Source organism: Bradyrhizobium sp. LMG 9283 (genome assembly GCF_045571415.1).
GTDB lineage: Bacteria > Pseudomonadota > Alphaproteobacteria > Rhizobiales > Xanthobacteraceae > Bradyrhizobium.
Window position 1 is genome coordinate 5,640,607 of sequence record NZ_CP120691.1, and the last position, 21,716, is coordinate 5,662,322.

Annotated in this window: 15 protein-coding genes and 1 riboswitch; of the genes, 1 reads left to right on the top strand and 14 read right to left on the bottom strand. The window is 64.9% G+C overall.

The genetic code is table 11. The annotated features are described in order from the left end of the window. Window positions 1-7 precede the first annotated feature (7 nt). The 5 genes from P6U29_RS26805 to hydA form a co-directional block, all read right to left on the bottom strand. The gene (locus P6U29_RS26805; RefSeq protein ID WP_407113083.1) at window positions 8-1,627 is read right to left on the bottom strand and encodes an ABC transporter substrate-binding protein; all 1,620 of its coding nucleotides are present in this window, start codon (window positions 1,625-1,627) and stop codon (window positions 8-10) included. 120 nt (window positions 1,628-1,747) lie between these two features. Next, complete coding sequence (locus P6U29_RS26810) at window positions 1,748-3,184, bottom strand: NAD(P)-binding domain-containing protein (protein WP_407113084.1); 1,437 nt, start codon at window positions 3,182-3,184, stop codon at window positions 1,748-1,750. Continuing rightward, a complete protein-coding gene (locus tag P6U29_RS26815) occupies window positions 3,181-3,930 on the bottom strand; it encodes an SDR family oxidoreductase (RefSeq protein ID WP_407113085.1) in 750 nt (249 codons plus the stop codon). The genes P6U29_RS26810 and P6U29_RS26815 overlap by 4 nt, the downstream gene beginning before the upstream one ends. 1 nt (window position 3,931) lies before the next feature. Beyond that, window positions 3,932-4,906, bottom strand: coding sequence for an NAD-dependent epimerase/dehydratase family protein (locus P6U29_RS26820; protein WP_407113086.1), 975 nt, complete (start codon window positions 4,904-4,906; stop codon window positions 3,932-3,934). 16 nt (window positions 4,907-4,922) lie between these two features. Beyond that, a complete protein-coding gene (gene hydA, locus P6U29_RS26825) occupies window positions 4,923-6,392 on the bottom strand; it encodes a dihydropyrimidinase (protein WP_407113087.1) in 1,470 nt (489 codons plus the stop codon). 56 nt (window positions 6,393-6,448) lie between these two features. Between hydA and P6U29_RS26830 the strand changes: the two genes are divergently transcribed. Next, entirely contained in the window at window positions 6,449-7,111 is a 663-nt protein-coding gene (locus tag P6U29_RS26830) for an aspartate/glutamate racemase family protein (RefSeq protein WP_407113088.1), read from the top strand. Here P6U29_RS26830 and P6U29_RS26835 read toward each other — a convergent pair. The 9 genes from P6U29_RS26835 to P6U29_RS26875 form a co-directional block, all read right to left on the bottom strand. Beyond that, window positions 7,108-7,773: a flavin reductase family protein gene (locus P6U29_RS26835; protein WP_407113089.1), complete on the bottom strand. Its 666-nt coding sequence runs from the start codon at window positions 7,771-7,773 to the stop codon at window positions 7,108-7,110. The genes P6U29_RS26830 and P6U29_RS26835 overlap by 4 nt on opposite strands. Next, window positions 7,773-8,705 (bottom strand): N-carbamoyl-D-amino-acid hydrolase, encoded by a 933-nt coding sequence (locus P6U29_RS26840; RefSeq protein ID WP_407113090.1) that lies wholly within the window; start codon window positions 8,703-8,705, stop codon window positions 7,773-7,775. The genes P6U29_RS26835 and P6U29_RS26840 overlap by 1 nt, the downstream gene beginning before the upstream one ends. A 152-nt stretch (window positions 8,706-8,857) precedes the next feature. Beyond that, complete coding sequence (locus tag P6U29_RS26845) at window positions 8,858-10,153, bottom strand: aminotransferase class III-fold pyridoxal phosphate-dependent enzyme (protein WP_407113091.1); 1,296 nt, start codon at window positions 10,151-10,153, stop codon at window positions 8,858-8,860. An 11-nt stretch (window positions 10,154-10,164) separates the two neighbouring features. Continuing rightward, window positions 10,165-11,745, bottom strand: a complete 1,581-nt coding sequence (locus P6U29_RS26850) for a hydantoinase B/oxoprolinase family protein (protein ID WP_407113092.1) — start codon at window positions 11,743-11,745, stop codon at window positions 10,165-10,167. Beyond that, window positions 11,742-13,751, bottom strand: coding sequence for a hydantoinase/oxoprolinase family protein (locus tag P6U29_RS26855; RefSeq protein WP_407113093.1), 2,010 nt, complete (start codon window positions 13,749-13,751; stop codon window positions 11,742-11,744). Before P6U29_RS26855 ends, P6U29_RS26850 begins: the two co-directional genes overlap by 4 nt. Before the next feature lie 448 nt (window positions 13,752-14,199). Further along, window positions 14,200-15,726, bottom strand: a complete 1,527-nt coding sequence (locus tag P6U29_RS26860) for a PLP-dependent aminotransferase family protein (protein WP_407113094.1) — start codon at window positions 15,724-15,726, stop codon at window positions 14,200-14,202. Window positions 15,727-15,969: 243 nt separating this feature from the next. Further along, complete coding sequence (locus P6U29_RS26865) at window positions 15,970-17,403, bottom strand: NAD-dependent succinate-semialdehyde dehydrogenase (protein ID WP_407113095.1); 1,434 nt, start codon at window positions 17,401-17,403, stop codon at window positions 15,970-15,972. A gap of 172 nt (window positions 17,404-17,575) precedes the next feature. Further along, window positions 17,576-19,009, bottom strand: a complete 1,434-nt coding sequence (locus P6U29_RS26870; RefSeq protein ID WP_407113096.1) for a PepSY domain-containing protein — start codon at window positions 19,007-19,009, stop codon at window positions 17,576-17,578. 12 nt (window positions 19,010-19,021) lie between these two features. Beyond that, the gene (locus P6U29_RS26875) at window positions 19,022-21,379 is read right to left on the bottom strand and encodes a TonB-dependent receptor (RefSeq protein ID WP_407113097.1); all 2,358 of its coding nucleotides are present in this window, start codon (window positions 21,377-21,379) and stop codon (window positions 19,022-19,024) included. 112 nt (window positions 21,380-21,491) lie between these two features. Continuing rightward, window positions 21,492-21,693: riboswitch (cobalamin riboswitch) on the bottom strand. Window positions 21,694-21,716: the final 23 nt, after the last annotated feature.

A 21,716-nucleotide genomic window follows, 5' to 3' on the forward strand; every position in this document is an offset into this window, starting at 1 on the left:
CTGGATGTCACTTGCGGCTGACGTCGCGATAGTCCACCTGGCGGTGGAACTCGTAGGTGTAGCCTTCGATCGACGCCGCCATGACGGCATCCTGGTTCGGCTGCCACAACATGATCTGCGGCATCAGGTCGAAGTGCATCGCGTTGAGCTTGCGGCCGGCTTCCTCGTACTTGGCCTTATCCGGCTCGAAGCGGGCTTCCTGCGCGATCGCGGCAAGGTCCGGGTTGTTGATCGAACTGTAGTTCCAGCGCTGATTGCCGGTGTAGAAGTTGCGGTAGAAGTAGTCGGTCGACGGTAGCCAAGCGACGATGCCTTCGGTGTAGAAGGGAAGCTTCTTCTCGTTGATCTGCGTCGACATCTGCGCATCCGGCAGCTTCTGGATGTCGACCTTGATCCCGATCTTGCCGAGCGATTCCTTGACCAGCGCAGCCATCGGCTCGGCCGTCGAGGCCTGGCCGACGTTGAAGCTGAAGGTGGTCGAGAAGCCCTCCGGAAGCCCGGCGGCCTTCAGATATTCCCTAGCCTTGTCGAGGTCGAGCTTCACCGGCTGCTGGAACGGATAGATTCCGTTGGCCGGCTTGCCATCCGCCCAGGTTGCGCCGAACAACGGCGCGCCGCGGCCGAACAGAGCGGCCTTGAACATGTCCTCATAGGGCAGCGCGTAAGCGATGGCCCGGCGGACGTTGACGTTGTCGAAGGGCGGAATCTGGTTGTTCATCGAAACGAAGGTGATTGAATTGTACTGCGGCGTCGAGATCACCTTGAGCTTGCCCTTGGCCTCGAGCGCCTGCACATCGCTGGCCTGGAGGTCGACCACGAGATCGGCATCGCCGCGCTCGACCAGGTTGGCGCGGGTGGCCGGCTCCGGCACGGACTGTATGATGACGCGCTTGAAGAAGGCCGGTTTGTTGGCCGAGCCGCGATTCCAGGCCTCGTTGCGCTTGACGATCACCTGCTCGCCCGGCTTGAAGGTCTCGATCACGTAGGCGCCGCTGCCGGCGGTGTGCTCCTTCAGCCACGCCGTGGCCCAGGGATCGTCCGCCGTCGCGTGCTCTTTTGCCACTTTCGAATTGATGATCATGGGATAGACGGTCGCAAGATTCGGCAGCGCGAGCTTGTCGGGTTTTGGCAGCGTCACCTCGATGGTGAGGGGATCGATCACCTTGAACTGGTCGGCCGACGTCAGCGAGCCCGTCAGCAGTTGCGCCTTGCCGAGGATCGGCGCGGTGACACAGCGATCAAGCGACCATTTGACGTCCTCGGCGGTGACGGGCGAGCCGTCCTGGAATTTTGCATCCTTGCGCAGGCGGAAGGTGAGCTTCAGGCCGTCGGGGCTGACGTCGTAGGATTCGGCGAGCTCGCCCGTGATCGTGTCGAGATCGAACACCCATTTGCCGTTGAGCTGCTTGCGGCCGAACGCCACCAGGCGGTCATAGGTGCTCATGCTCAGCGCGAAGGACTCGCGGGTCGAGCCGGGGATGTTGGGATCGAGCGTGTTGACCGATGCGCCGGTCACGTAGCGCAATGTCTCGGCCCTGGTTTGCGCTTGCGACGGCGCGTTGGCGATGAGCAACAGAGCGGCGATAGCGAGGACTGAGGTCACCGGCCTGAAAGACACAAAACGCATCGGTTTTTCCCTGAATTTCGAACGAGAACGCCAGCAAGGCAGGTTTAAGAAAGAAGCAAGTTGCGCGCCAGTCTCGTGGGGCGTTTTTGCGGACGCATCGTTACGGCGGTGCATGGATGATCACAGCGTTTCCTCCATTTTTCGCGCCGGCCGCGTGACCACCGCCTGCGGCACGTCATAGGCGTCGAGCGAAGCCCAGTGTCGTTCAACATCGGCGCGGAACAGGCCGCGCGTCAGGCCGTGGACCAGCTTTGGAACGGCGGTGGTCATCGCATTGATCGACGATCCCGAGGGACCAAAGCTCATGGTGGAGGCGATGGCGAAGAGATGGATGTCGGAGATCCACGGCGTCTTTCCGGGCACGCGCTCGGTGAAGGCATAGTCGTCGGCAAGATAGGGGAAGCGGCCGAGCCGTTCGTTGCGCTCGTTTTCCGGTGGCTGATAGCGATCCGCCCAGGTGGCGATGTTGCCGGCAAATCGGCTGAGCTCGCTGCGGCCGGCAAAGTCCATGTCGATACCGGTGCCGCAGATGACGAAATCGGCGGTAATGGTGCCGCGCGGCGTCTGCAATTCAAGGCCTTTTCCGGTCTCGCGCGTCGTCTCGACTGGCGCTCCCTCGTACAATGTGAAATTGGCGTGACGCGCGCAGCGGTCATAGGTTGCTTGCGGAAATCCTTCGCGCATTTCGAGGATCTTGCGCATGAAGCGCCAGCGCCAGCCATCGTCGAGATCGCTGAGATGGCGCAGGAAGCCGCGGAATGTCAGCCAGCGATAGGGCTGGATCACCTGGATCTGCGCGCGGCGGCAGAGCAGGTGCACCTCAGCGGCGCCCGCCTCCAGCGCGGTCGCCGCATTGTCGAAAGCGGAGGCGCCGGCACCGATGACGGCGACGCGCTTGCCGCGCAGACTTTCGAAATCGATATCGTCGGCGACGGTTGCGACCGAACTGACCGGCAGATGGCGCAGCTCCTCTGGAACTATCCAGCCGCCCATGCCCTCCTGCCCCGTCGCCAGCACGATCTTGCGGGCGTAGAGCGTCTCGACCTCTCCTGCCCGTTTCACGCGCGCGGCGAGCAGGCCGTCGGGCGCCGGCGCAATCTCCAGCAGCTCGCAAGCATTACACACCGGCAAGCCGATCGTGCGCCGCAGCCAGAGCAGATACGCCGCCCAATGGGCGCGCTCGATCAGGCCGAGCTGCTGCCAGCTTTCCTTGCCGCAGCGGGCTTCGTGCCAGGACTGGTAGGTCAGGCTCGGGATATCGAGGTCCGGGCCGGTGTAGTCCTTCGGGCTCCGCAGCGTCGGCATGCGGGCATAGGTGAGCCACGGGCCCTCCTTCCCTTCCTCGGCCTTGTCGATCAGCAGGATGTTGCTGACGCGGGAGCGCATCAGGCCGAAGCCGATGGCGATGCCGGACTGGCCTGCGCCGACGATGAGGACATCCAGCGCCGGCTTGCCGTCGGGTCCCGTTTTCGCTTCGAGCCACGCGGCGCCGGGATGCGCGATCATCGCCAGATCGGCCCGAATATCGGCTTCGAGCTGGGTAAGCGCCTCACTCATGCCGCGAGCCAGCCTCCGTCGACCACCATCACGGTGCCGGTCGTGAACGAAGAGGCATCGCTGGCGAGATGCAGCGCGGTTTGCGCGATTTCTTCCGCCTGGCCGAACCGCTTCATGGCGTGGCGGTTGCGCGAGGCCTCACGTACCTCCTCTGGATTGGCGTGACGGGCAAAGCTGCGACGAAGCATCGGCGTATCGATCGCGCCCGGCGCAATCGCGTTGACGCGAATGCCGTCCGTTGCGAAATCCACCGCCATCGTCCGCGTCAGGCTGACGATCGCGCCCTTGGCGGCGATATAAGCGCTGTTGCTCTTTCCGCCGGCAATCGCAAGCTGCGATGCCAGCGTGATGATCGAGCCGCTGTTCTGCCGCTGCATGTGAGGCACCGCGGCCCGCGCCCACAGCCAGGTGCCGCCGACATTGGCGCGAAACACCGCATCCCAGTCGTCCGGACTCGTGGTCAGCACCGTGCCGCCACAGGAGAAGCCCGCCGCAGTCATCAGGATGTCGAGGCGGCCATGGCGCGCCACGACATCGCCGACGACCGTCTCGGCGAACGCGGCATTGCCGACGTCACCCACATGCACGGTTGCTTCGCCTAGCAGTCGCTGGGTTTCCTCCAGCCCCGCAGCATCGCGGTCAACCAGCGCGAGGCGCGCGCCCTCCTCCGCGAACAGTTTTGCGCTGGCGCGGCCGATGCCCGAGCCCGCCCCTGTGACGATGGCCGTACGCCCCCGCAGCCGCATCTCAGACCCCCTCCTTGTGCTGCTTCCACCATGCGCTCATCGCCGCCGCGGACTCGGCGCAACCGAACCGGGCGCGCCAGCCGAACTCATCGGCCATCCGCTTGACCGACATCGGCGCCCGATCGCCGCCGTGGAGCTTGATGACGGTTGTCTCTCCCGGCGTTGCGAGCCGACACTCCAGCCCGGGATGCAGGGCCGCAAAGGCCTCGCCCCATTGCAGCGCGGACCAGGCCGCGCCGCTGGAGATGTTGTAGAGCGGGTGGCGCGGCCGCTCGGCTTCGATCAGCACGGCGACGGCCTCGGCGGCGTCCGGCGCGTAGGTCCAGTCCTTCATCCCAGCCTCGGGCAAGAGAGCCGGTTCGCCGCGCGCGAACGCGGCGAGAATCTGGAACTGGAGGCTGGGCGTATCGCGCACCGAGCCGGGCCGCTCCCACGGACCGAACACAGCGCTCAGGCGGACGCTCAGGAAATCACCGCCAAAAAGCTCAGCGTGCCGTGCCACCGATCGTTCCGAGGTGAACTTGCTGATGGCGTAGAACGAGACGGGATCGCAGGGCGTTTCCTCGTCCAGCACCGGGACCTGCTGGCCCGCAGCGCCGTAAGCCGATGCCGACGACAGATTGACGACCCGGCGAACGCCATGGCGGATCGCGGCTTGCAGGATCGGGATCTGCGCCATCACGTTGATCTCCAGAACGCGCGCGGGCGATGCCCGTTCGAGGTCATCGCCGGCGGTGACCGCGGCGCCCAGCACGATCGCGTCGCAGCCCTTTGCAATAAGAGCATCGATGGCTACTACGTCGGTAATATCGCCCTGCACGATTTCGAGCCGTGCGCCGTAGTCGGCCAGCGATCGCTGCGCAGCCGCAGGCAATGGCGCACGATCATGCAGCGTCACCTCGTGCCCGCGCGCAAGCAGCACCTCGGCGAGATTGAGGCCGACAAACCCGGTGCCGCCGAAGATCACGATCTTCATCGCACGCCATCCACCGTCACAGCAGTTGTGCTCCGAAATTCCGTTCCGGATCCATGTCGGCGACGAGCCGGCCGGTCGGCTTTGCTGCCTCGCCGCCGCTGCGCGCCAGGAATTTTCCGCTGCCGGGGCTCGCGAGACACTTGTTGCCGTCGACGATCACGCGGCCGCGCGAGAGCACCGACACCGGCCAACCCTTCAGCGTGCGACCCGCGAACGGCGTGTAGCCAGCCAGATCGTGCATCATCTCGTCCGCGATCACGGTTTCGCGGTTGGGATCCCAGATCGCGATGTCTGCGTCGGCACCGACGGCGATCGAGCCCTTGCGCGGATGCAGATTGTAGATCTTTGCCGGCGCCGTCGCGGTCAGCTCGACGAACTTTTCGAGGCCGAGCCGTCCCTTCGACACCATCGCGTCGAACAGCAGCGGCAGTCGCAGCTCCAGTCCGGGCAGACCGTTGGCGACCTGCTTGAAATTCGGATTGGGTCCGGCGCGCAGCTTGCCGGTCTCGTCATACCGATACGGCGCATGATCCGACGAGATGGTCTGGAGATCGCCGAGCGATAGCGCCTGCCACAGCGCTTCCTGATCGGCCTGCGTCCGCGGCGGCGGGCTGCACATCCATTTGGCGCCTTCAGCGCCAGGCTTGTCGAGATCATTGGCCGTGAGGAACAGATATTGCGGACAGGTCTCGGCGAAGACCTTGAGCCCCTGCCCGCGCGCATCGCGGATCACCTTGGCGCCTTCGGCGGTCGAGACATGGAAGATCATGATCGGCTGGTCGATCAGCGCTGCCATGCCGATTAGCCGGGTGAAGGCTTCCGCCTCCGACACGCGGGCGTGGCTGACGGCGTGGTACTTCGGCATTGTGTAGCCGCGCGCGAGCAGCCGCTTCACCATCCAGGCGATGATGCCGTGGTTTTCGGCATGCGCGCACAGCATCGCGCCGGACTGGCGCGCGGCAAGCAGGATGTCGAGCAGTGGCTCGTCATCGACCTTGAGCCGGTCATAGGTCATGAAGATCTTGATCGAGGCGTGGCCCTGCTTCACCAGGGCCGGAATGTGCTCCTCGACCGTCTCCTTGGTCGCGTCCGCAATGATCATGTGAAAGGCGTAGTCGATCACCGCGCCCTTCTTCGCCAGCGCGTGATAATCCTCCACCACCTGCGGCAGCTTCATGCCGACATGCTGGGCCGCGAACGGAATCACCGTGGTGGTGCCGCCGAAAGCGGCCGAGACGGTCGCGCTCTCAAAAGTGTCGGCGTTCATGATGCCGGCGGCCGACAACTGCTCGATATGGGCGTGGCTGTCGACGCCGCCGGGCAGCACCAGCTTGCCGCGTGCGTCGATCTCGCGCTTGGCAGGGGCAAGCCCGCGGCCGATGGCCGCGATGATCTCGCCTGATATGGCGACGTCGGCCTCGAAGACGTCGGTCGTGGTGGCGACACGGCCGCCGCGGATGATCAGGTCGTAAGCGGGTTCAGTCATGAGGCACTCCGTGATAGGCTCAAGGCACGTATTCGCAATTTCGCAGGAAGACCATGATGTCCCGGCCGCGCATTCTCGTCATCAATCCGAACTCCAATCCTGCGGTCACGCAAGGGCTGGAGGATGCGTTGAGGCCGCTCGGTTTCGAGGGCGGGCCGGAGGTGGTCTGCCAGACGCTGACAGAGGGTCCCTTCGGCATCGAAAGTCAGGCCGACGTCGATAGCGTTGCGATGCCGCTGCGAAAGCTGGTCGAAAGCGACAACAGGTCGGCCGCCTTCGTCATCGCCTGCTATAGCGATCCCGGGCTTCAGGTCTGCCGCGAAGGCACCGATCGCCCCGTGTTCGGCATTGCCGAGTGCGGCGTGCTGACCGCGCTCGCCCGCGCCGAAACTTTTGGCGTGATTGCGATCGCCCAGCGCTCGATCCCGCGTCACATGCGCTATCTCAGGCAGATGGGACTGACGGAGCGCCTTGCCGGCGAGCGACCGCTGAACATGAGCGTTGCGGAAACTGCCTCCGGTGAAGGCACGCTGGCCAAGATGATCGAGGTCGGTCGCGCGCTGCGCGACGAGGACGGCGCCCGCGCCATCGTGATGGGCTGCGCCGGCATGGCGCGCCACCGCCGCCCGCTCGAAGACACGCTCCGCATTCCCGTGATCGACCCGACACAGGCGGCCGCCACCATGGCGCTGGGTACGGTGCAATTCTCGTCTCACTAGGCGTCCTTCAGCTCTTTAGTTTCCTGGCGCGCGAGCCATTGCGCATGGCTCTCGCGGACAAGCGCAAACGTGTCCCGCTGCGTGGTGTAGAGATTGCCGAACATGCGACCGACCGGCCGGTAGGCGTCGAGATCGACATACATGTTGGCGGTATCGACGAGACCCTCACGCGCGTGCATCCTGAGCACCTCGCCGACCAGAAGCTCGCGATCCGGAGAGAAGTTCAGCACGACGTGGCGCCGGCATTCCAGCGCGAACGGCGCGGCGGCGAGGCGCGGCACCTTCACGTCGATCGAGGGAAGCGTCACAAGCCCGGTCGCGGCGACCTCGCTGTCGCCGGACGGGAAGTCGACCGCGCAGTCGTTCATCGCCACCGACAGCGCCTCGTCCACCATGTGAACGACGAACTCGCCGTCGCGATGGATGTTGCGGGTCGTGTCCTTCGGCGAGTGATCCGGCTTGTGCTGGAGCCCGAGCACGATCAGCGCGGGGTTCTCGGAGAACACGTTGAAGAAGCTGAATGGTGCGGCGTTGATCGCGCCATTCTCGTCCAGCGTGGTCACCAGCGCGATCGGCCGCGGCACGACCACGCCGCAAAGCAGCTTGTAGCGATCGCGCGGATCGAGTTCACGCAGTGAGATGCCCTTGTCCACCATCGGCATCACCTCTCCGGCGGCGGCACTGCGCCGGTCTGACTGGTGATCAGGCCGTAATGCTCGATGCGGCGGTGCCGGGCGAAATCGAAGATCGTGGTCTTGCCAAACGTCGTCGCATCCAGGTCGCAAGGGTACACCAGAACCTCGTCGTCTTCAGTCTTTGCTTCGGCGACGATCTCGCCGTTGGGATCGACGATCAGGCTGCCGCCGAACAGTGGGTGGCCGTCCTCGACGCCGGCCTTGGCCACCGCGACCACCCAGGTCGCGTTCTGATAGGCACCGGCCTGCACCGAGAGGCGGTTGTGGAACAGGCGCTTCTCGACGCCCTCCTCGCTCTTCTCCGCGTTGACCGACGGCGTGTTGTAGCCGATCAGCACCATCTCGACACCCTGCAGGCCCATGACGCGATAAGTCTCCGGCCAGCGGCGGTCATTGCAGATGGCCATGCCGATGATGCCGCCCAGCGTGCGCCAGACGTTGAAGCCGAGATCGCCCGGCTCGAAATAGCGCTTCTCCAGGTGCTGATGCGAGCGCTTGGTGTCGTACTCGACGTGGCCCGGCAAATGGACCTTGCGGTATTTGCCGACGATCTTGCTGGACTTGTCGGTGAGAACAGCGGTGTTGAAGTGATGGCCGTCCGGCGTCAGCTCCGCATAGCCGAAATTCATCGCCATCCCGTGCTGCGCCGCACGCTCGAACAGCGGCTTCGTCGCCGCGTTCGGCATCTCGCGCTCGAACCAGATGTCGAACTCGGAGCGATCTTCCACGTACCAGCGCGGGAAGAACGTCGTCAGCGCCAGCTCGGGATAGACGATCAGGTCGGCGCCCTTAGCTTTCGCCTCGTCCATCAGCGCGATCATGCGCTTGACCACGGCCTCGCGGCTATCGGCCTTCTGGATCGGGCCCATCTGGGCGGCGGCGACATTGACGATACGCATCAGCGAATTCCTGGTGATGTCTTTACAGAAGATGTCTTGGCAGAAGCCACAATTTCAACGATGTGCCGGCGCGCGCAGCTTAACGCAGCATCGCCCGGAATTTCCAGCCGGAGGCCTGCGAGACGGCCAGGTATGCGTTGCATGACCTGCATTCACCCGTGCTCCTCGTCGGCAATATCGAGGCCGTGGTCAAGCGCGTCGAGCAGCAGCGCAGCCTCGCGCTCGGAGATCACCAGCGGCGGTGCCAGGAACAGCGAGGTCTGCTCGCCGCTGGTCCCGATCACCGCACCCGCCTCCAGCGCGCGCTCCGCGACGCGCGAGGCGATCGGCACTTCGGTCGTGTCGGCATGCCAGGTGCGCCAGTCCGGGCCGTGCAGCTCCACTGTCCAGTGCAGCCCCTGGCCCGCCACGCGCCGCACGCTCGGATGCTTTTGCGCGATCGCGAGCAGGCGTCGGGCGAACATCTTCGCTAGATTCTGCACGTGCTCCAGAATCTTGTCTCCGCTGACGACCTTCAGGTAGGCGCTGACGGCCGCCATGCTGATCGGATGGCCGCGCAGCGTACCGTAGTTCTGCCAACTCGTGCCCTTGAGCCGCTCGACGATGTCCTTGGACACGACCACCGCAGCTACCGCGGCAGCGCCGCCGCCGAGCGATTTTCCGAGCGTCACAATATCGGGGCGGCTCTGCGCGCCCTGGAACGCGAACCAGCGGCCGGCCCGGCCGGCGCCGGTGACGACCTCGTCGGCGATCCAGTACGAGCCCGTCTGCCGCGCACAGCGCGCCACCTCGTCCTGATACGCGCTGTCGTAATAGATGCCTCCTTGCGTGTAATCGATGATCGTCGCCGCGGTATCCGAGAGCAGGCGCGTGGCGTCCGCCAGATACTCGCTCGGCGGCGTATTGTTGGTCGGCGCGCCATAGATCGCACCATCCGGCGCGGGCAGGATCCGCACCGGCGCCATCGGCGCCGGCAGCTTCGAGCCGCCTGCGTGCACGGCGAGGCCACCGTGCCATTGCGGCTGCACGGTCATGCTGCGCGATAGGCCGGTGATGCCGTGATAGGCGCGCTCGCGCGTGGCGAGCGCCGAGCGCTGTGTCAGCGCCTGGCACAGCGACAGCGCCATGTCATTGGCCTCGCTGCCGCTGATGCAGAAGCGCACCGCGCCGACCCAGTCCTCCTCGCCCTTGAAAGCCGTCGTCATCAGGTCGTCCGCGGCCTGCTCGCGTCCGACCCAGGTCCAGCCTTCGTTGACGACAGGCGTATCCGCCGCGCGTTGGATCGCCTCCACCATCGCGGGATGACGATGGCCGAGACCGCCGCCGGTGTTGCTGCCGTCGATCAGCTTGCGGCCGTTCGACAGATGGAAGTAGACGCCCTCGCCGCCGACCACAGCCATCGGCGCGGCCTCGCCCGCATTCAGCCCGGTTCGCAACAATCTGCTCATCGCGGGTCCCCTCACTCTGCGGCCACGGCGCCGTAACCGCCGCCGCCGCACATTTCGATCGTGACGAGATCGTCTTGCTGCAACACCAGGTTCGACTTGCCGTCGATAGCGATGTTCGCGCCCTGCCTGACCAGCGAGATGCGGCAGGGCCTGCCGGATTCGCCGCCCTGCATGCCCCAGGGCGCAATCACCATCCGCTCGATGCAAGTGGTCAGGTGCATCGAGGGCGCAAGGATGCGATAGGTGCGGACCGAACCGTCACCGCCGCGATGAGCGCCCGCACCGCCGGACTGCCGGCGAATTGCCTGTTGCTCGAGGCGGATCGCGTAGTTCGCCTCGATCACCTCGACCGGCGTGTTCGAGGTGTTGGACAGATGCACGCGGGTTGCGGAAGTGCCGGCCCGATCGTGCCGCGCGCCTTCGCCGCCGCCATGGACCTCGTAGAGCATCTTCCACGATCCGCTCGGCCGCGGCTCCGCAAAGAACAGCACGCCCGCGGTGGTCGCCCCGCCCGCCGACAGACGCTCAGGAATGGTGTGCTGCATCGCGCGGAAAATCGCGTCGACGATGCGCATGGAGGTCTCGTGGTTGCCGGCGGCAACGGAGGCGGTCCATCCGGGCTCGAGGATCGAGCCCGGGCGCGTGATGATGGTCAGAGGCCGCAGCGCGCCGGCGTTCTGCTGCATGTCGCGTCCGCTCATGATGCGCGCGGCATAAGCGACAGCCGAACGCGCCATGAACGGCGTCGTGTTGCAGAAATTGGAGACGCGGTCACAGCTTCCGGAGAGGTCGAAGGTCGCCTCGTCGCCGCGAATGGTGATCTTGACGTGGATACGCGCCGGCGCGTTGTTCGCGCTGCCGTCATCGAGGTAATCCTCGCCCTCGTAGACGCCGTCGGGCAGGTCGCGCAGCGCCTCGCGCATCTCGATTTCAGAGAGATCGTGCAGGCGCGATTGCGTCGCCATGAAAACGGCCTTGCCATGCTCACGGCAGAGCTCGATGATGCGCTTCTCGCCGGCTTTGGTCGCCGCGATTTGCGCCAGAAGATCGCCCTCGCAAGATTCGGCGTCGCGAACATTGGCCTTGAGGAGCTGCACGATCGGCGCGTTGACGCCGGCCGCGGTCGCGATCAGCACCGGCGGAATCCGCATCGCCTCCTGGAACGTGTCGATGGCCTTGGCAAAGTAGCTGCCGGGCCAGGTGCCGCCGATATCAGGCCAGTGCGCGAGGCTGACCGCGAAGGCCACGATCTCGCCCTCGAAGAAGACGGGCCGCACGACCTTGACGTCGTTGAGATGATTGCCGCCGAGTGCGCCGACATTGTAGATCACGACGTCGCCGTCATTCAGGCTGTCGCGCGGCATCACCTTTAAGAGTTCGGGGATGGTGTAGGCCATCGCGCCGAGATGGATCGGAATGTCGCGGCCCTGCCCGACGAGGTCGCCGTAGCCATCGGTGATCGCCGACGACAGGTCGCCGGCCTCGCGCAGCAGCGGCGAGCGCGCCGAGCGCGTCATCACCAAACTCATCTCCTCGGCCGCGGCGGACAGCCCGTGTCTGATAACCTCCACGACGAACGGATCGAGCTTCATGCTGCCCCCCGCGTCAGGAATAGATTGCCGGCGGTATCAGGCTTTACCTGCCAGCCCGGCGGCACCACCACGGTCGACCACGCGTCTTCGATGATGGCCGGACCGCTGACGGTCTCCGTGAGCGCGGCGCGGTCGATGATTGCTGTCGCGATCTCGTGGAAGCCGCCGAACGAGCAGCTGCGCGTACCCGTAGACACCGCCCTCGCTGCCGTCGCCGGCCGCCTCACGATAGTCGTCGATGGGCGGCGGGCCTGAACCCGCACGGATTTAATCACGCAAGGCTCACCGGTCGCATAGCCGAACAGCGCGTGATGCCGCGCGAGGAAATCCTGCTTCAGCCTGGCGACATCGAGCGGCAGCACGAACGGAACCGGAATGGCGTCATTCTGCGCGGCATAGCGCATCAAGGCTACCAGCTCGACCTGAATCTCCGCCTTCGCAACGCCGTTGGCGAGAAGCGGTGCCGAAGCATCGGCAATCAAGGCCTCGATCCGCTCCGACACGCGCGCGAAATCGATGCCGTCGAGGGCGGCGCGAAGGGTCTGCTGCTGCAGGAAGCTGAAATCGGCGATGAGGCAGCCCAGCGCCGAGAACGCACTCGACGCGCTGGGCACGACGACCTCTGCGATCCCGTAGAGATCGGCGAGACCGGCCGCATGCATCGGGCCGCCGCCGCCAAAGGCGAGCAGCGTGCAGTCGCGTCCGTGGATGCCGCGCTCGACCGTGACGCGGCGGAGCGCACGGGCCATGGTCGCGTTCGCGACCTTGATGATGCCGAGCGCAGTTTCGGTGAGGCTCAGTCCGAGCGCGTGCGCGATCGGCTCGATGACGCGTTTTGCGGCCTCAATGTCGATCCCGATGCGGTCGCCGAGTTTCGTTTCGGGATTGAGATAGCCGAGCACGGCGTTGGCATCGGTGATTGTCGGCTCCGTGCCGCCGCGGCCGTAGCAGGCCGGGCCGGGCTCGGAGCCGGCGCTCTCCGGCCCGACCGTCAGGCCGCCGGGACAGTTACGCACGATCGATCCGCCGCCGGCGCCGATGGAATGAACCGCGAGCATCGGCTGGCGCAACGGCTTGTCGCCGAGCATGCGGCCGTCGGTCATCTCGGCCTGCCCATCCACGATGAGACAGACGTCGGTCGTGGTGCCGCCCATGTCAAACGTCAGCATCCGCGAGGCGCCGAGCTGGCGTGCGATGCTGACGGAAGCCGAGACGCCAGCGGCCGGGCCCGACATCGCCATCACCAGCGGCCGTCGCTTCACCGCCGAAATCGGGACCATCGCGCCAGCGGAATGAAACACCTGCAAGCCGGGGCCGATCGGCAGCCGCTGCTCGAGCTCGCTGAGATATTCGACCGCGATCGGCATCGCGGCGGCGTTGAATACGGTCGCGGAGGTCCGCTCATATTCGCGAGCCTCGGGGTTGACCTCGTGAGAGAGCGAAACATGAGCGACGACATCCTTGAGCCGCTCACCCAGCATCTTTTCATGCGCCGGATTAGCATAAGCGTGAAGCAGAGCGACCGCGACGCTCTGAACGCCGGTCTCCTTCAGCCAGGCCAGCAGACGCTCGATCTCCGTTTCCTCCAGCGCCCTCAGCACCCGGCCCTCGTGATCGAGGCGCTCGGCAAGCCCGAAGCAGCGTTCCGGCGGAACCAACGGCGGCGATTTCGGCGGAATGTCGAGCCGATAGAGGTCGCGCCGGCGATAGCGCGCGATCTCCAGCACATCGGCAAAGCCTTCGGTCGCGACCAGCGCCACCTTCGGCAGCCGGTTCTCGACGATGGCGTTGGTGACGCGCGTGGTGCCATGGACGAAGCGCTTGACCTCGCTCTTGCGCAGGCCCACCGCCTCGATCGCCTCCAGCATTGCCTGAACCGGCGCCTGTGGGCGCGACGGCACCTTTGCGATCCGGGCTTCCGCGGAGTCGCGCCTGATGGCGATGATGTCGGTGAAAGTGCCACCGATATCGGTGCCGACTTCCCAGTAATTTTCGTAAGCGCTCATGTCTGGGGTCAGCTACACGCGACGTCCGAACCGGACGCCGGGTCCTTCCCGTTCATCGCCACGTCGAATGCCGAACCGAGAGCGCTCATCATGCATCCCCTGTCATGCCATCGTCTGCGAGCGTGCGACAGAGCGGTGGCCTCCGATAGGGCCAGAGTTGCCGCAATTCGCTGGGCCAGCAAGCAGCCGGCGCGGCGCACCGCACAACCTGATGCACGTTTTGGTGCAGTCGTGCCTGCCTAGACAGCACGCGAGCGCGCGCCGTTCCACGCTAGAAACGTGCAGCGCAACACGGATTTCTCTCAGCAAATCGCGATGCCTATTGCACCGCAATCCAAGCGATCAAGATCAGCTGTCTAATTTGCAGGCGATCAATCGGCAGCGCGGGATATCCAGGGTGCCTATCAGCTATGCACGGCAGTCGGCTCAGCCCCTCTTTATTGTACGATCAGTAAGAGAGCGTCTTGGCAGCATCGGATGATGCGTTGAGAGAAGTGCCGCCGATGCAGGCTGCGATTCTCGTAAGCAGCGGAGTAGCGTCCTCGACGCGCAGCCGCCCGTAGCCGAACACCAGGCCTTGCCGCGTCGGCCGTTCCAGAAAATTCTGCGACAGAGGTTGCACGTGGATGCCGGCTCCCTTCAGGATCGCGGCCGCCTCGCGATCGCTCATCCGCCGTTGCATTACATCGGTGAACAGCGCCACAAGGTGCAGGCCGGTGACGGCGGAAGACACGGTCAGATCATCCGGCATCAGGGCTCCGATCGCGTCGATCAGCGCCCTGCGCCTCGCAGCATAGACCCGCCGCATTGCGCGCAGGTGTCGCAGCAGATGCCCTTCCCGCATGAATTCTGCCAGAGCGAGCTGTCCGATGCCGGAGGTGTGCACGTCGATGCGCGCGCGGCCCTTGGCGAATCCTTCGATGAAATGCCTGTTCGCGACGAGGTATCCGAGCCGCAGGTTCGGCATCATGATCTTCGAGAAGGTGCCGAAATAGATCACCCGGCCCTCGCGATCGAGCGAGCGCAGCGCGGCGGTCATGCTGTCCTGATGCCTGAACTCCGAATTGTAATCGTCCTCGATCACCCAGATGTCCTTCTTGTTCGCCCAGTCGAGCAGCTCGAGCCGCCGCTCCAGCCCCATGCTGACGCCCAGCGGATATTGATGCGACGGCGTGACCACGATCAGCCGCGCGCGTGGTGCGCGCCGTACTCCTTCCGAGACGACCAGCCCCTTGTCGTCGACCGGTATGGGAACCAGCTTTGCGCCGGCCGCGGTGAGCGCCCATCGCGCCTCGACGAAGCCGGGCTCCTCGACCCAGACCTCGTCGCCGGGATCGAGGATCATCCGGCTGCAAAAATCCAGTGCCCCCGATGTGCCGGAGGTGACGACGACCTCTTCCGGCGAGCAAACGAGACCGCGCACCGAGCCGAGGAAGCTCGCGATCTCGCTCCGCAATCGCGGATGGCCTTCGGGCGGAAGATCGAGGCACTCCTGCTCTCTTGGATTTTGCCAGGCCTGGCGCAGCAGGCGCGACCAGTCCTTGAACGGAAAAGTTGAAACGTCTGGCGCGCCGGGAGCGAACACGGACGGCCAATGGTCTCGTAATCGAGGCCGAGCAGCGAGCGCCAACGCTCCGACATGTTGGGCGGGCTCGGTTGCGGGCGACGCGGCGGACGGCGGCTCCACATGCGAAGCCGCAACGGAAGCCACCATGACACTGCCGCGCGGCGTCGATGCGAGATAGCCCTCGGCGTAGAGCAGATCCCAGGCGGTCAGCACCACTGTGCGCGAACAGCCCAGTTCGCGCGCGATCTCGCGCGATCCCAGAAATTGCATCCCAGCCGGAAAGACGCCACGCAGGATGCTATTGCGGATGTGAGCCGCGATCTGCAAATGCAGCGGTACGGCCGAGCTCCGGTCGATATGCATTCCCGCAAGGGATACGCGCTTGCTCGGGTGACGGCTGTTGTCCATGTCTCGCCCGTCAGGCAACGCAGAAGATCGTAGCCCCGGGTGAGCGAAGCGATACCCGGGACAACCGCGACTGGATTCCCGGATGTCGCTTCGCTCATCCGGGCTACGTGAACACCACCACTCATCGGCATCCCGGGGCGCGCCAATTGGCGCGAGCTCGGAATCCATTTGTCCGCGTCACGTGCTGTGCGATGGATTCCGGGCTCGCGCTTCGCGCGCCCCGGAATGACATCGCGTCTTTCTTTACGCGCTCGCCTGGGTGACGAACTTCGTGTTGAGATAACCTTCGATCGCCTCAAGGCCACCTTCGGAGCCGTAGCCGGAATCCTTGATGCCGCCGAACGGCACTTCAGGCAGCGCGAGACCGTGATGGTTGATCGAGACCATGCCGCTCTCGATGTCGGCACCGATGGCCTGCATCGTCTTGGTCGAGGTGGTGTAGGCATAGGCCGCCAGACCATATGGCAGACGGTTGGCCTCGGCCACCACCTCGTCATAGCTGCGGAAGGAGGTGACCGGCGCCAGCGGGCCGAACGGCTCCTCGTTCATGATGCGGGCATCGCGCGGCACGTCGGTGAGCACCGTCGGCTCGAAGAAGAAGCCTTCGTTGCCGATGCGCTTGCCGCCGGCCTTGACCTTGGCGCCGCGCTGGACGGCGTCGGAGACGAAGCCCTCCATGGCGTCGACCCGGCGCGGGTTCGCCAGCGGCCCCATGCGGGTATCCTTGTCGAGGCCATTGCCGACCTTGAGGCTCTTGGCCGCCGCCACGAACTTGTCGACGAAGGGCTCGTAGACGCTCTCATGCACCAGGAAGCGCGTCGGCGAGACGCAGACCTGGCCGGCGTTGCGGAACTTGTTGGCCGACAGAATCTTGGCGGCGCTGTCGAGGTCGGCATCCGCGAACACGATCGCCGGTGCATGGCCGCCGAGCTCCATGGTGACGCGCTTCATATGCAGGCCGGCGAGCGCGGCCAGATGCTTGCCGACCGCGGTCGAGCCGGTGAAGCTGATCTTGCGGATGATCGGGTGCGGGATGAGATATTCCGATACTTCCGCCGGCACGCCGAACACCAGCTGGACGACGCCTGGGGGAATGCCGGCATCCGCATAGGCGCGCACCAGCTCCATGCAGCTCGCGGGCGTCTCTTCCGGTCCCTTGACGATGATCGAGCAGCCCGCGGCGAGCGCGGCCGAGATTTTGCGCACCGCCTGGTTGATCGGGAAATTCCAGGGCGTGAAGGCTGCGACCGGGCCGACTGGCTCCTTGGTCACGAGCTGGGAGACGTTGCCCATCCGCGGCGGCACGATGCGGCCATAGGCGCGGCGCGCTTCTTCCGCGAACCAGTCGATGAGGTCGCCGGCCAGCATGGTCTCGCCCTGCGCTTCGACTACGGGCTTGCCCTGCTCCATGGTCATCACGGGTGCGATCTCGGCGGCGCGCGAGCGGATGATGTCGGCGGCCTTGCGCATCAGCTTGTAACGGTCGAACGGCGAGGTTTTGCGCCAGATGTCGAAGCCGGCTTTGGCCGCTTCCAGCGCGCGGTCGAGATCCGCGCGCGAGGCGTGCGGGGTCTTGCCGATCGGCTGGCCGGTGGCGGGATTGAGGATGTCCTCCGACTTGCCGGACGACCCATCGGTCCACTCGCCGGCGATGAACATCTGAACTTTCGGATACATCCTTGCTGCCTCCTGCATGGTTTTCGGTCATCAACGGGGTTACTGCCGCCGTTTCGAGCGAGCGCAGAGCTACACCGAAAGGCGGCCGGCGAAAAGGCGTCAATGACGACAGGCCGCAAGGGCATTGCTGATCTGCTGACCCGACTGCATCGAGCCGCAGTTGCGCCTCAATTCAGGCTGCCAGCGACGACCGCAAGCGCCGCCAGCCAATGATGATGCCGGTGATGGAGAACGCCAGCCCGAGCGTACAGAGGCCGACGATCACGACATCACGAAACCGCGGGTGGGCCGCCAAGACCGGAAAATCGAGTTTGTGCAACCCACTGTAAAGCCAGCGGTAGGCGCGCCGCGACGGATCCAGTCTTTGCAGCATGCCGCCATCGGCGCCATCAATGTCGAACCAGAGGTCGCCGCCACAGCGCGAGCGGTAGACTGGTGCACCCGGCATTGCGGATAGCGCGGGGTAGTCGTCGTTATCAGGAAGGACGGACGGTGGGCCGCAGCCGACCGTAAGCCGCCCCGTCAGAGCCTGAATCTCGTGCACATCAAGGAATCCCGTGTGTCCATCCCGCGGCGCATCGCCTCTCCTGACCAACGCCTGACGGTCAAGGGCAACGCGATCGCGCCGATAGACATAGCCGTTGAAGGCGAACCATTCGACCTCGCCAGCCGAGGAGGATAATGGCTGGCGATCGAGCGATGAGGCCTCGCTCCAATCCGGCACGGCGTTCATCACGCTGGCCTCCGTCGCGGTCAACTGCCCGCGCGAGAACAGCCGCCCGTGATCCATCGAGAGCCAGCCACTGAAGATCCAGGTCAGCACGAAGGCCATCGCTGCCAAGCCGAGCAGGTGATGCAAGGCATGCCAGCCACGATAAGGCGAGGAGATTTGCCGCTTGTGAATCCTGATCCGCACGATCCCGAGCACAGCGCCCAGCACAGCCGCGATCAGGGCCAGCAGCGATAGCGACCACACCAGCCGATCCCATAGCGCCCAGTTGCTTCTCAGAACAGTCGGATAGATCCAGTGCAGCACGCTGCCTGCAAGATTCCAGCCGCGCTCGCGCCGCGTCGTATCCAAGACGATCTCACCGGTGAGCGACGAGACGTAGACTTCCGTCCCGGCGGTATCGCCGAGGGCCACGCGAAACAGGGGTCGATGACGATCGAAGCCGTTCGGTACGCTCCACTGATCGTAATCCGCACGGCCGACAATCGTCGCATGCGAGGCATCGATCTCGCGCTGGCGTGCATGAGCCTGCGCAACGGCCAGTGCGACATCAGCGGATTTCACCGACGCGTCGTTCCCGTCGGCCGCGCGGATCGCGCGCTGACGCGAGGGACCCGAGACAATGTAGACCGCGCCGTCGCTCCGCTGGATCAGCCGAACGCGCGTGGCATCCGCGATCCCGCTCGCAGCAACGGCGTCCGCGACCGAAATCCTCGTCTCTCCATGCACCGGCATGAGTCCGGCAAATCGCTCCGCTTCCGTCAGCGACGGAAACGGAACGAATTGCATCACGATTCCGCTCGCGAACCACATCGCGAACAGCAGGCAGAACGCAATCCCGAGCCAGCGGTGCAAGAGGACGATCGCGCCCATCATACGCTCCCGGCCTCACCATTTGAACGCCGCCGAGATCTCGTAGGTGCGCGGCGCGCCCAGCAGGATCTGGTCGGGATAGAACGGATCGCCCCAGATGGCGTAGCGCTTGTCGGTGATGTTGCGGACACGGAAGGTCAGGCGGGCCTGGTCGACTGCATTGAACACCGTTTTGGGGATGTCGACGAAGGCATAGACGTCGGCCACCGTGTAGGACTTCATCGTCACGACGTTGGCATCGGTGTTGTAGCGGTCGCCGATATGACGGCCGGTGATGCCGAGCTCCACCGGCCAGGGCGTGAAGAAGCGCCAGGACGCGCCGGCATTCGCAACGATGCGCGGCACGTTCGGCGGCGTGTTACCGGAGAACGAGCCGCCGACGAAATTGTAGTCGGCATAGCGCGCATCGACATAGGCGATGTTGCCCCACAGCCGCAGCGGCTCGATCGGACGCACCGAGGCGGCAAGCTCGACGCCCTTGGACTCCTGCCGTCCGGCGATATTCAACTGCATGCCGCCGGCCGCCGCATAGACGTTCTTGCGCAGGATGTCGTAGGCCGAGAACGACCATTCCGCCCGGTTGTCCCAGAACAGGTGCTTGACCCCGGTCTCATAGGTGCGCGCGGTGGTCAGGTCGAGCGGCTGGGTCGGACCGAGCAGGAAGATGTTGTTGGCTGCGATGTCGGCGCCGGTGGCGTACTGGCTGAAGAAGGTCAAGCCAGGAACGGCCTCCCAGGTGTAGCCGATGCGGCCCGTCACCGGCGCCCAGTCCTTGGTGAATGGAAAGCCGGCCTTCTCTAACCCGTTCTTGTCGGTCGAGTTGCGGTCGAGCCCGATGTGCTCGACACGCAGGCCACCGATCAGCGCGAAGCTGCGCGTCAGTTTCAGACGGTCCTCGAACGACAGCGCCTCGTTGTCGATGCGCGCCGTCTGCTGCTGCGTCGTGAGCAGGCCGTAAAAGCCGCGGTTGGGATCGACCAGCGAAACGGAATCGCCGGGAAAGTTTGCCGCGCCGGGCCTAATAAAATCGAGATAGCTCGACGAGAGCGTCGTGACCAGCCGGTTGTCCAAGCCCGCGATATTCGTGTCCCAGATCAGGTCGGTGATGTTGCCGACCAGACGCTGGCTGTGTGCGACATAGAAGCGTTCGCGATCGACCAGGTTCGTGGTGGAATTGAAGGCTTCGATCTCGTTGTTGAACCAGCTCCGTTCCGCACCGTAGCCATAGGCCTGGCTTTTCAGCGTCAGATCAGGCGCCAGCTTCAGCTCAAAGCCGCCGCGCAGCCACACCTCCTGGGCGACGTTACGATTGTCGAGGACGTTGTAGTTGGTGTTGAAGGTGCGGTCGTCGATCGTGACGGCACTGAGATTGGTCCCGTTGTAGTTGGAGATGTAATTGCCGGACACGATCCCGCTCGTCGCGTGCGAACCGCTGAAGGCGACCGGCACCAGCGGCGCGCCCCAATAGGCTTTCGAGCGATCCTCCCGGTACTCGAGCGCGCCCCAGATCTTGAGACTGTCGGAGACACGGTAATTGAGCTGGCCGGACGTGCCGAACGTCTTGATATTAGTATCGTCGGCAAAGCCGTTGAGCATGGAACGGCTGATATCGAAGCGATAGTCCAGCCCCTGCACATTGGTGCTGCCGCCGGAGCCGTAATGCGCACGGAACGAGTTCAGCGAGTCCCAGGAGAAATCGGCTTCGTTGCGGATCGCTCCGGTGTGCGGCTGCTTGGTGACGAAGTTGATCGCGCCGCCCGCGGCGCCCTCGCCTGAGATCAGCGAAGCCGGGCCTTTCAGGAATTCCACGGCCTCCAGATTGGCTGTGTCGACGATCCGCGAGGTCATGTTCTGCGGACCGATCTTGATGCCGTTGTAGAGCGTGTTGATCTGGCTGTTGGTGAAGCCGCGCATGGAAAAGGCGGAAGGCTCGGCGGGATTGTCCCCTGAGGTGACGCCGACCGCCCCCTGCGCCACCTCGGACACGGTGCGAAAGCCCTGCTCGCGCATGGTCTCGGCCGAGATCACCTCGACGGTCGCGGGCGTCTGCCGCACGGTCAGGCCGAGCCGCGAGGCGCTTTCGGCCACCGCGTTGCTGTTGAGCGGCGTCTGCGCTGCCGCGATCGGCACGACGGGTCTGGGCGCTGCGGATGCGGGTGCTGGCCTGTGTGCAACCGCACGACGTGCGCTCTGCGCCTCCCGGCCCACCGGTCTCGCCTGCTTGCGCGATTTAGCGGGCGACACCTCAACGGGCGGCAGCGGCTCTCGGGCCTGCTGCGCCAGCGCGACGGGCAGATCGGCGGCTGCAAACGATGCAAAGGCCAGGGAGGCAAGCAGGAAGCGGCGCGGTCGTGCGATACGGATGGAAGACACGGTACAAACCTCGGTATGACGTCAGTGGCACGTCACAGCGAACGAGGTCTCACCCTTGGCCTTGAGCCGTCCGATGAAGCCGAATGTCTGTACTCCCCGACCGACATCTTCGCGTGTGACCACGGCTGACGGCAGGTCTCCTGGCTCGCGGGTCATGACCGCTTCGTCGCCTTCCCGGGACCGAGGACCCAGTGGCTCGTGACGAAGGATTATCCGCTCACAGTTGCGGGGGCAGCCACGGCATTGGGGACAACGCCCCGCACCGCATTCCCTTTTCATTCCCTCTCGGGAAAACCGTCGCGAGCATCTAGGATTACCACCAAGACAGAGTCAATGT

Excerpts from the sequence above, each read along its gene's own strand:
- P6U29_RS26865 (WP_407113095.1), bottom strand. The coding sequence starts at position 17,403 with ATGTATCCGAAAGTTCAGATGTTCATCGCCGGCGAGTGGACCGATGGG.
- hydA (WP_407113087.1), bottom strand. The coding sequence starts at position 6,392 with ATGACTGAACCCGCTTACGACCTGATCATCCGCGGCGGCCGTGTCGCC.
- P6U29_RS26830 (WP_407113088.1), top strand. The coding sequence starts at position 6,449 with ATGTCCCGGCCGCGCATTCTCGTCATCAATCCGAACTCCAATCCTGCG.
- P6U29_RS26820 (WP_407113086.1), bottom strand. The coding sequence starts at position 4,906 with ATGAAGATCGTGATCTTCGGCGGCACCGGGTTTGTCGGCCTCAATCTC.
- P6U29_RS26810 (WP_407113084.1), bottom strand. The coding sequence starts at position 3,184 with ATGAGTGAGGCGCTTACCCAGCTCGAAGCCGATATTCGGGCCGATCTG.
- P6U29_RS26870 (WP_407113096.1), bottom strand. The coding sequence starts at position 19,009 with ATGATGGGCGCGATCGTCCTCTTGCACCGCTGGCTCGGGATTGCGTTC.
- P6U29_RS26835 (WP_407113089.1), bottom strand. The coding sequence starts at position 7,773 with ATGCCGATGGTGGACAAGGGCATCTCACTGCGTGAACTCGATCCGCGC.
- P6U29_RS26850 (WP_407113092.1), bottom strand. The coding sequence starts at position 11,745 with ATGAAGCTCGATCCGTTCGTCGTGGAGGTTATCAGACACGGGCTGTCC.
- P6U29_RS26845 (WP_407113091.1), bottom strand. The coding sequence starts at position 10,153 with ATGAGCAGATTGTTGCGAACCGGGCTGAATGCGGGCGAGGCCGCGCCG.
- P6U29_RS26805 (WP_407113083.1), bottom strand. The coding sequence starts at position 1,627 with ATGCGTTTTGTGTCTTTCAGGCCGGTGACCTCAGTCCTCGCTATCGCC.
- P6U29_RS26840 (WP_407113090.1), bottom strand. The coding sequence starts at position 8,705 with ATGCGTATCGTCAATGTCGCCGCCGCCCAGATGGGCCCGATCCAGAAG.
- P6U29_RS26855 (WP_407113093.1), bottom strand. The coding sequence starts at position 13,751 with ATGAGCGCTTACGAAAATTACTGGGAAGTCGGCACCGATATCGGTGGC.
- P6U29_RS26815 (WP_407113085.1), bottom strand. The coding sequence starts at position 3,930 with ATGCGGCTGCGGGGGCGTACGGCCATCGTCACAGGGGCGGGCTCGGGC.
- P6U29_RS26860 (WP_407113094.1), bottom strand. The coding sequence starts at position 15,726 with ATGGACAACAGCCGTCACCCGAGCAAGCGCGTATCCCTTGCGGGAATG.